The sequence below is a fragment of the Candidatus Schekmanbacteria bacterium genome (assembly GCA_003695725.1).
Lineage (GTDB): Bacteria > Schekmanbacteria > GWA2-38-11 > GWA2-38-11 > J061 > J061.
In genome coordinates this window covers 1-10,284 of the sequence record RFHX01000001.1, presented here as the reverse complement: position 1 = coordinate 10,284, position 10,284 = coordinate 1, and the positions used below count along the sequence as shown (strand labels likewise).

Here is a 10,284-nt window from a genome sequence, read left to right as displayed (position 1 = left end):
TTTTTTTTTTTTTAAACACATTTTTTCATAAGAAAACTTAATCTCTAAAGCGGACAATTGGATTCTTCCTCTTTTTTTTGAATATGAGGAATTCCTTTTTCATAAATTTTACAAATTAGAGAGAGATTTTTTTTGATTTTTTTTTATAAATAGGCAATCAAAATAGAAGATAAAAAAAGGAGGAGATATTTATGGAGTGGGATTCCCAAGCAGTGGAAGAATTTATAAAGATGCCGCTTTCCGGATCAGCCAAAGCAATGGCGAAAGTATTTGCGGAAAAAAAAGCGCGAAAGAACAAGAGTGAAAAAGTTACGCTTAAAGAGATAGAGGAAACAAAAAAGGTATATTTTGCATCTGTTCCAGAAGAGGTGCGCCGCAGAGAGTGGGAGAAAAGGGTCAAAGAAGGTGAAACAGACCTTATGGAGCGAATGGAAAAGGAAGCAAGAGAAATTCTTGAAAAGGAAATTGACCTTTTTGATATTGATCTTTGCCATGCTCAATATTTTCGCTGTGGTTCACAGGTCGCTGAAGTAAGGAAACTCCGGGAAAAAATAAGGGCAAAACTGCAAGAACTAAAAGTGACAGAGATGGTTGCCGATATGCTTGATGATGACCAGAGAATTTTACCGCATGATAGGATAACATTTTCCATATCTGCCTGCCCTAACTCGTGTACCGGAATCGAAACAAAAGAATTTGGCATATACGGAACATCTGTGCCGGTTGTAACTGATATTGAATGTTCTGAATGTTACGCCTGTGTTGAGAGATGTCCTGATAATGCAGTCCTTCTAATTAAAGGAAGACCACAGATCGATTATGAAAAATGCAAACTTTGTGAAGCCTGCGTCAGGGTTTGTCCTACAGGTACTCTTGCTTCTGAAAGGACCGGTTATCGCTTGATGGTAGGAGGTGGATTTGGGAGGCATTTTAAACTTGGCTATGAGATTTTTAATGTGGCCACAGAGGAGGAGCTCTTCAAAGCAATTCAAGCTTGCATCGAACATATAAGAGAAAATGCGAGGGGAGAAGAGAGTATAACAAGCATAATTACAAGGACAGGTGTTGCGCCTATATTTGAAAAGATATACGGTAATTGAATTAAATGTCAAATAAACTTAATTACTGAGATTTCAGGCGGAACATTTATTCTGAGAGGGAATCCAATCGTACCTACTCCGGGTGTAACATAGAGAAATTTTCTATCATCTCTATACTTGCCGCGAATGTATTTAGTAATCAGTTGCGCCGGGCTTATGGTAATGCCGGGCAGATTTATATTTATTTGTCCCCCGTGGGTATGCCCTGCTAATGTCAGGTCAATATCATATTTCTTTGCATCATCGAAAAAATTAGGATTATGGCTTAAGAGAATAGTAAGTTTCTGTGTGTCCAACCCTTTGAGAGCATTTTCTATGTCAGGTGATGACATTCTCATATCTTCTACACCGCATAGATTTACATTGTATCCTTTAAAATCAATAACTTCACTGCTGTTTCTAAATACCTTTACCCCTTCTTTTGTCAGCTTTTTGGTCAATTCTATCTCATTTCCCCAGTAATCATGATTTCCTAAACAACAGTATATTGGCATATAAGAGCGCAGAAACCTTAAGCCCTCTATGCAAGAATCTACAGAATCTTTTGAGGTAGCTACGAAGTCGCCTGTTATAAGAAGAATGTCAGGCTTCTGTGAATAAATCAAATTTACCCACTTAGAAATTTCTTTTTTACCCATAAATATTCCTGAGTGTATATCGCTTATTTGAACGATTTTCATTTCTTTCAATCTTTCAGGAATATTTCCCAAATTAATCTTCTCTTCTTTGACTATGAAATTGTCTCTTTCAAATAATACTCCATATGAGGAGATGAATAGAGGAGATAGAATTGCGCTTTTCCCGGCTATTTGAAGAAATTGCCTTCTTCCTGATGAAAAAGTATTTTCAACCTCACTTTTCTTTGATGAATTCCTTTTTATTTTTGTCCCTAAAAACTTTAAAAGGTCGAAAAATTTTAAGATTACAAATATAAAAACATATGAACTTCCCCATATCACATAAGGGTAAACAACAACAGCCATTGTGAAACTTGAAAAAGGTTTTGAAGGTATATTGACCGCAAAGGTGTAAAGAAGCGGAATGTTGAGGTAAATCAAAAGGCAGATAACAAAAATTTTAAGGTTTTTTTTGATCTCTTTTCTTATTTTCTTGCTGTTGTAAATGAATTTGATTACTCTTTTCCCAAGATACCACTGCACAGTAACAATTACTGTGAACATTGTTATTAGAAAAAGGATAAAGTAGATAAATCTTCCGCTCATAAAAATATTCTATAAGAGTTGTTAACAGTAACCTCTAAATTGTGATATTCATCTATAGAAAATTTTCTCATAAAATCAAAAATAATTTTAATTCAATTGATATAGAAAACAAATAGATATCAAAGAAATTAATGACTTTAAGAGTGAAATTTGAAATGAGAAGGTGCGGTTATAGAAAATGACGAAATATGAAAAAACCGTAGCTATGCTCGAGAAGAAATTTAGCGGAAATGGAATAAAACTTGGATTAGAGAGAATTTTACGAGCCGCTGAGCGGGTAGGGAATCCTCAGAGTTTTTTCAAATCTATTATCGTTGCTGGCACAAACGGCAAAGGCTCAGTATCAGCAATGCTTTCATCAATAATGAATAATGCAGGCGTAAAGTCAGGCCTTTATACTTCTCCTCATCTTTTTGACATCAGAGAAAGAATAAGGGTTGAAGGGAAAAAAATAGATAAAAAAAGATTTCTTCAAATAGTGAATATCTTGGAAAATGCAGGAATTAGTGATGTTACCTATTTCGAATTCTTGACGCTTTTGTCCTTTCTGTTTTTTAAAGAACGAGAAGTTGAATCGGCTGTCCTTGAAGTAGGACTTGGGGGAAGATTTGACGCAGTAAATATTGCAGAGAGTAACATTTGCATCATAACAGGTATAGCAGTTGACCATATTCAATATCTTGGCAACACAATTGAAAAAATTGCATTCGAAAAAGCCGGTGTTATAAGAAATAGAGGCATAGTCATCTCAGGCAAGCTTTCGAAGAAGGCATATGAAGTAATAGAAAAAGAGTGCAAAAAGAAATCTGCAAAACTTCTTCTTTGGGGAAGAGATTTTAAGATAGACAGCCTTGTTTCTAATTTAAGAAGTAGCGTTTTTGATTATATGTCTGAAGATTTCATATGCAAAAACATCAAAGTACCTTTAGCCGGCGAATTCCAACCCTATAATGCTTCACTTGCAATAACAGCATTTTTGGAATTTTTGAGGTTGAATAAAAAAAAGAAAAAAGGGATAGAAATCGAGTCTGCTATTCAAAAAGGACTGTATTCCACTAAATGGCGCGGTAGAATGGAGAGAATAAAGTTGAAGGATATTGAGATACTTTTTGATTGTGCTCATAATAGTAATGCCTTGAAATATATAACCTCATATATTTCAAAAGAGATAGATAAAAGAGAAGTCATCCTTATTTTTGGAGTTCTTTCTGACAAAGATATACCGAAAATGCTGTCATTGTTGAATATTCGAGGGCTTAAAATCATTTTTACGACACCTTGCAACGAAAGAGCTTTTTCACCTTATGAATTGAAGAAAGTCTTTGATGGAGATGGAGTTTCTACCTCCGTAATTGCAAATCCTTTTGATGCTTTTAAAGAAGCAAGTAAAAAATCTGCTTCTGAAACTCTTGTTTGTATAGCTGGGTCTATCTATTTGGTAGCTCCTCTTTTACAATTTGTTGATAGATTAAAAAAGAATGATAAAAGCAGAAAAAAACTTGTAAAAAATTTTGATTTTATGAATGAATGCGTTGAGTGAAGTAATTCTTTTAATTTTCTTAATGGGTAATATATGTTATTTCTTTAATAATTTTTTGATAACTGATTTTAGTTATTTTTTAAGGCCATAATACTTTGTTAAGATATCAAATTAGGCAGTCAAGAGAAAACATCAATGTTTAAAAAAATTCTATTTATAATTTCAATTACTTTTGTTTTTTTTCAAACGAGCTCCTATGCTTTAGAACCTGAAATTTCAGCTGTAGATAAATTCAAAGAGATGGAGTTTGGCCTTGAAGATGAAGTGCGTTTTTACGGAGGAAACTTGGATTTTCAAAGGGATAAAAACCTGATAATTGGAAGAGATGCAGTTGATATCGAATACAGAGGAATGGATTTACAAGCTGATTATGTTGAATATAACCTTGAAACTGCTGATGTTAAGGCAAGAGGGAATGTGGTTGTTGAAGATGGCACAAGTGTACTTTTTTGTGAAGAATTGGAGCTTAATCTTCGGACAAGAACAGGAATAATAAGAAATGGCGAACTCTTTCTTGAGCCTACCTATTATTTGACAGGAGTTGAATTGAGAAGACTTGGATTCGACAGATACAAGATTGTTAATGGCTATTATACTGCCTGCCAAGCAGAAACTCCTGCTTGGACAGTCAAATCCAAAGAGGCAGATGCACAGGTCAATGGTTTTTTGACTGCAAAGGGTTCATCATTGGAAATAAAAAAAGTTCCTGTTTTTTATTCTCCTTATCTCCTTTTCCCAATAAAGAAAGACCGTTCGACAGGATTTCTTGTACCAAGAATAGGATACAGCCAAAGGAAGGGCTTGAGATGGAAACAACCCTTTTTTTGGGCGATGTCTGATTACTCTGACCTTACTTTAACTCCTGATATTCAAGGAAAAAGAGGAATAGGGATAGAGGCAAATTTCAATTATCTTATTGATGAAAAGAGTTCCGGTACAGCAAATGTTTATTATATTACAACGAAGAGTACTTCGAGAAACAGGGAAGGTGGAGATGCGAAAAGAAAGCAAAGATGGAATATTTATTTTTATGAAAAAAGGGAATTAGGTGATGGACTTCACCTTGCTACGAAACTCGATGTAAGCAGTGACCATAATTTCGACCGCGACTACGGAGAGGTAAGTCAAAAGATAACAAAGGCATCTGATTTGAAACTTGATTCGTTTATGTCCTTGAGCAAGTCATGGGATGAATATTACTACAAATTAAATATAGGGAGGATGCAGGATAGGATTAAGTCTTTCCCAAGAAAGGAAAGAGACAAATTTGCAGATATTATCAATGATAAGACCTATCAGTATTTGCCCAAAATACAATTCGTAGCCCTTGAACAGCCTGTTTTTGGACAAAATGGTATTATAAAGGGACTTGAAAAATTGAATAAATACATTCCATTGAAATTTAGGCTCGATTCTTCTTTTGCTTCAATACGCAGCAAATGGAAAAGCAAAGAATATGCAAAGAAAGATGGTAAAACAGAAGTTGAAAACTTCGATGAAGTGCGCCTTGATTTCCATCCTGAAATCATTTTGCCTCTTAATATAAAAGAATTGCTTTCAATTAGAGGCAAAGTAGGTATTAGAGAAACCTTTTACTCCAATCGGTCTGATGGAAATCACTTGAAATTAATAAAGAAAAATGATGGCACATTGAAAAAAGTTAATCTTTCTGGAAATTCTGATTCCACACGAGAAATCTATAATATAGAAATAGATGCCGAGGGACCAAAAGCATATGCATTGTTGAACACAAAGGTCGGCAATCTTGAAAAGATAAAGCATATTGTTCAGCCCTCTATTAAGTATGTCTATATTCCTCAAGTCAATCAGAAACATATCCTACAGGCAGATGAAGAGGATTTCATTTCAGGAAGGGAATATATTAAATGGAATCTTGAAAACAGCATATATGGTTCATTTGGACTTGAAGAAAGTGGAAATGTTGCAAAGGAAATTATGCGTTTGTCGATGAGTCAATATTATGATTTGAGAAAGGATAATGGTAAATATAGAAGACTTATTGAGAAAAGAAGATACAAGCAAAGAATTAACAATATTAGAGCAATGTCCGACCTCCGATTGGCTTTAGAGGTTTATCCTATCACAGGCCTTACTCTTGGATTTACCGGTTATATGGACCCAGTAGATGGAGCATTAGATAGATTCATTTCACATTTTAGATATGCTACAGAATTATTTAACAGCAAAATTTCTTTTTCATTTTTATCTCATTGGACGACACCAAAGGCAAATCAGGCACTTGATTGGGATGAGCCGGATTTTAATCCGATTTTCATAAAGGATAAACCTTATGAAAATATTTTTTCGACAGTCAGGTTGAACATTGATTTTCCAGGCGGGTGGGAAACAGGATATACAGCAAATTTCTTTGGCAAATCGAATACAAAATCGGATGAATCGCTCAATTCAAGCTTTTTTGAACAAAAACAAAAAGATTTTAACCTGCGATTGAAATATTCTGCCCAATGTTGGAGTGTTGAAGGGAATTATGGAGTGAGAGAATACTTTAGAGAGAAAGGAAGTTTGCGTTCATTTGATGATGAAACAAAGGATGATGAGTATTTTTGGGTTGTAGTGGAATTGAAGACTCTTGGAGAGATATCCACAGGAGGTATGTAATCATTATTGCATCATAAATCAGCTTAGATTGCTGACGCATTTTGGACATGTATTTGGGTAATTCTTATTTTCGCCGGTATTTTCAGATATTGTCCAACATCTTTCGCATTTTTCCCCTTTGGCTTTTGTTGCTTTTATCACTATGTCTTCAAAGCTTCTTTCACATTCTCCGCCATTTCCTGAAATCTCATCTTCTACAAATCTTACTTGTGATACAATAAAAACAGATGACAATTCATTTTCATAATTTTTAAAGAAATTAAAATTTTCTCCTTTACCGTAAATTGATACTTCAGCATCAAGGGAATGACCAATTATCTTTTGGCGTCTTGCTTCTTCGAGGACTTTGGTTACTTCATTTCTAAGCTTGATTATCTTTTCCCATCTTTCTTCAAGCTCAATATCTTGCTTAATTTCAGATTCATCCGGAAATAATGCAAGATGTACGCTTTCTTCCTTCGTTGGATCGATTTCTTTCAAGTAATCCCACACCTCTTCTGCTGTAAATGATAAAATTGGAGCCATTAAGCGCACAAGAGAATCGATTATTTTGAAAAGTGCTGTCTGAGCTGAGCGTCTTTCCAACGAGTCGGCTTTACTCGTATAAAGGCGGTCTTTTAATATATCTAAGTAAAAGGCGCTCATATCAACTGCACAAAAATTATGGAATTTGTGGTAAAAAATATGAAAATCATAGTCATCATAGGCTTTTTTTAACCGTTTTGAAAGGGCAGAGAGTCTTGATAGAGCCCATCTGTCGATTTCACACATCTTTTCAAGAGCTACTGAATCTTCAATAGGATTGAAGTCATATAAATTGCCTAAGATATATTTACAGGTATTTCTGATTCTTCGATATGCCTCTGAAAGACGATTGATGATTTCTTCAGAAATTCTAATGTCTTCTCTGTAATCAACTGATGAAGCCCATAGACGAAGTATTTCAGCTCCATGTTTTTTTATGATTTCATCCGGCGCAATAACATTACCCAAGGATTTTGACATCTTCTTACCATTGCCATCAACAACATATCCATGTGTCAAGACACTTTTATAGGGAGCTTTCTCTCTATGCGAAATAGAAACCATTAAGCTCGAGTTAAACCATCCTCTATGTTGGTCGCTTCCTTCAAGATACAAATCTGCAGGCCAGGAGAGTTCGCTATAACTCTTGAGTACTGCTTCATGACTTACACCTGATTCAAACCAGACATCGAGAATATCGTTTTCTTTCCTAAATTCTTCACAGCCACAATTAGAACACTTTGTCCCTTGAGGTATCAGTTCTGCAGTTTCAAGTTCAAACCAAGCATCAGCACCTTTTTCAGAAAAAAGTTTACTTGTCTTTTTCAAAAATTCTTTATTATAAAAAGGAGTTGAGCATTTCTCGCAATAGACCACTGTTATAGGTACTCCCCAACAGCGCTGTCTCGATATGCACCAATCAGGTCTTTGTTCAAGCATTCCTTTAATGCGATTTTCTCCCCAACTTGGTATCCACTTGACCTTCTTTATTTCTGCAAGGGACTTTTCCCTAAGATTGTTTTTGTCCATAGATATAAACCATTGATCTGTTGCTCTAAAAATGATGGGATTTTTACATCTCCAACAGTGTGGATATGAATGGGTTATTTTTTCTTCGAAGATTAGTGCCCCTATATCTTTAAGTTTGTTTCTGATCAATGGGTTTGCTTCAAAAACATTCATCCCTGAAAATTCCGGAATTTCATCGATGAAACATCCTTCGTCATTTACTGGACTGTAAATTTCAAGCCCATATTTAAGTCCCATATCATAGTCTTCCGCACCGTGCCCGGGAGCCGTGTGGACGCATCCAGTTCCTTGTTCCATAGTTACATGTTCTCCGCAGACGATGACTGATTCACGATCATAAAAAGGATGTTTGCATTTTATGCCTTCAAGCTCTTTACCTTTCCAAGTGTGCAAAGTATTGTAAGAAATTTTATTCATTTTCTGAAGCAGTGTCGGAATCAATTCCTTTGCCAATAGTATGACATTTTCATCGAGTTCGATAAGACTGTATTCATAATCTGGATGCACTGCTATTGCAAGATTTGCAGGGAGAGTCCAAGGTGTAGTAGTCCATATTAGACACGATGCTTCTTTTCCATTTAGGAGTTTGGAAATTTTTTCTTCTTCTGCCGGAATCGGAAATTTAACATATACGGACAGCGATGTATGGTCATCATATTCAACTTCAGCTTCTGCCAAAGCTGTTTTACACGAAGCACACCAATAGATAGGTTTTCTGCTTCTATAGGCGCTTCCTGATAAGAAAAATTGAGAAAGTTCATCGATTATAGTAGCTTCATAATTTTTATTTACTGTCAAATAAGGGTCTTCCCATTTCCCCAATACACCAAGCCTTTTGAATTCCTTGCGCTGAATATCAACAAAACGCAGAGCGTATTCCAAGCATTTCTTCCTGATTTCCGATATAGTCATTTCTTTCTTTTTGCTTCCAAGCCGCTTATCGACTTCATGTTCAATGGGCAAACCATGGCAGTCCCATCCCGGCACATAGGGAGCGTCGAATCCTGCCATAGTTTTCGATTTTACTGTTATGTCTTTCAAAATTTTATTTAGCGCAGTTCCCATATGGATATGTCCATTAGCATAGGGAGGCCCGTCATGAAGGATAAATTTTTCCTTTCCTTTGCATCTTTCTCTAATCTTTTGGTACAAACCTGTCTTTTCCCATCTCTCAAGATAAATTGGCTCTTTTTGAGCCAAATTTGCTTTCATAGGAAATTTCGTTTGAGGCAAATTCAGTGTATCTTTATAATCCATATTCTTCTCTTTCCTCCTCTACCATTCTATTCCTTCTCGGGATGTTATTTTTTTATTCCGATAATAGTGCTTGATTTCCTTCATCTCCGTCACAAGGTCTGCTTTTTCAATTATTTTTCTACTTGCATACCTGCCCGTCAAGATGAGCTCCATATGAGGATTTTTGTTTTCCATAATATCTAAGAGCTCTTCTTCCTTTACAAGTCCAAAATCAACGGCACAGTTTATTTCATCAAGTACTAATATGTCAAATTCATTTCCTTTTGAAATTTTTCTTGCAAAGCCAATACCTTCTGAAGCAAGTTTCAAATCTTCGGCTGATGGATTGTTTTTGTCGACAAAAGTGCATAGCCCAAACTGTCTGATAGTTATATATGGTGATAGATGATGATGTGCAATTATTTCACCATAATTTTTATCTCCCTTCATAAATTGGATAATCATACTTTTAAAACCATGGCCTGCTGCTCTTAGTGCTAATCCTAAAGCTGCGGTTGTTTTTCCTTTTCCACTGCCTGTATAAACTTGTATAAAGCCCTCTTTGAATTTTTTCATTATTAAATATATCCTTTTAATGCTGCGGAAAGATTTGGCAATCCAAATTAAAGACTTCTTTGATTTTTCTTATATTTTCTTTTTTTATTCCAATGAAAGCAGACATTTCCCTTTCAGGCACTGAAAAAGCTATCATTTTGCCTTTAATATTTTTTTTCACTATCTTGCGATACATCGTAGCATAAGCAAGTTTTGAGTCAATCATATGTTTCAGCGATGGATGATAGGGGCCAATTATGGATGTGCCTTTATATTCATTGTTTTCAGGCAAACCAAATCGAATGCATGGAATATTATTCTTGTAAAGAATTTTAAGAGCTTTTGCACCCATATTAATAGTTTCATCAAGCGATAAAGGTTTATATTCATTTTTTAAGTACATCTCCATAATCTTTGTTTCAGGTAATATTAATAA

Annotated in this window: 7 protein-coding genes; 3 read left to right on the top strand and 4 right to left on the bottom strand. The window is 35.2% G+C overall.

Annotation, left to right across the window (positions count from 1 at the left end):
- Positions 1–191: 191 nt before the first annotated feature.
- Positions 192–1,100 (top strand): hypothetical protein, encoded by a 909-nt coding sequence (locus tag D6734_00035; GenBank protein ID RMF98565.1) that lies wholly within the window; start codon positions 192–194, stop codon positions 1,098–1,100.
- Between the two features lie 8 nt (positions 1,101–1,108).
- Here D6734_00035 and D6734_00030 read toward each other — a convergent pair whose 3' ends face one another.
- Positions 1,109–2,323, bottom strand: a complete 1,215-nt coding sequence (locus D6734_00030; GenBank protein RMF98564.1) for a metallophosphoesterase — start codon at positions 2,321–2,323, stop codon at positions 1,109–1,111.
- A gap of 178 nt (positions 2,324–2,501) precedes the next feature.
- Here D6734_00030 and D6734_00025 point away from each other — a divergent pair, with 178 nt between their 5' ends.
- Positions 2,502–3,863: a hypothetical protein gene (locus D6734_00025; GenBank protein ID RMF98563.1), complete on the top strand. Its 1,362-nt coding sequence runs from the start codon at positions 2,502–2,504 to the stop codon at positions 3,861–3,863.
- A 135-nt stretch (positions 3,864–3,998) separates the two neighbouring features.
- Positions 3,999–6,503 carry an LPS-assembly protein LptD gene (gene lptD / locus D6734_00020; GenBank protein RMF98562.1) on the top strand — a complete coding sequence of 835 codons (2,505 nt, stop codon included), beginning with the start codon at positions 3,999–4,001 and terminating at the stop codon, positions 6,501–6,503.
- 18 nt (positions 6,504–6,521) lie between these two features.
- On the opposite strand, the gene D6734_00015 is transcribed toward lptD, so the two are convergent.
- From D6734_00015 to D6734_00005, 3 genes are all read right to left on the bottom strand, one after another.
- Positions 6,522–9,314: an isoleucine--tRNA ligase gene (locus D6734_00015; GenBank protein ID RMF98561.1), complete on the bottom strand. Its 2,793-nt coding sequence runs from the start codon at positions 9,312–9,314 to the stop codon at positions 6,522–6,524.
- An 18-nt stretch (positions 9,315–9,332) separates the two neighbouring features.
- Positions 9,333–9,869 carry a cob(I)yrinic acid a,c-diamide adenosyltransferase gene (locus D6734_00010; GenBank protein RMF98560.1) on the bottom strand — a complete coding sequence of 179 codons (537 nt, stop codon included), beginning with the start codon at positions 9,867–9,869 and terminating at the stop codon, positions 9,333–9,335.
- Positions 9,870–9,885: 16 nt separating this feature from the next.
- Positions 9,886–10,284: hypothetical protein (locus D6734_00005; GenBank protein RMF98559.1), on the bottom strand; the 399-nt coding region annotated here is incomplete at its 5' end.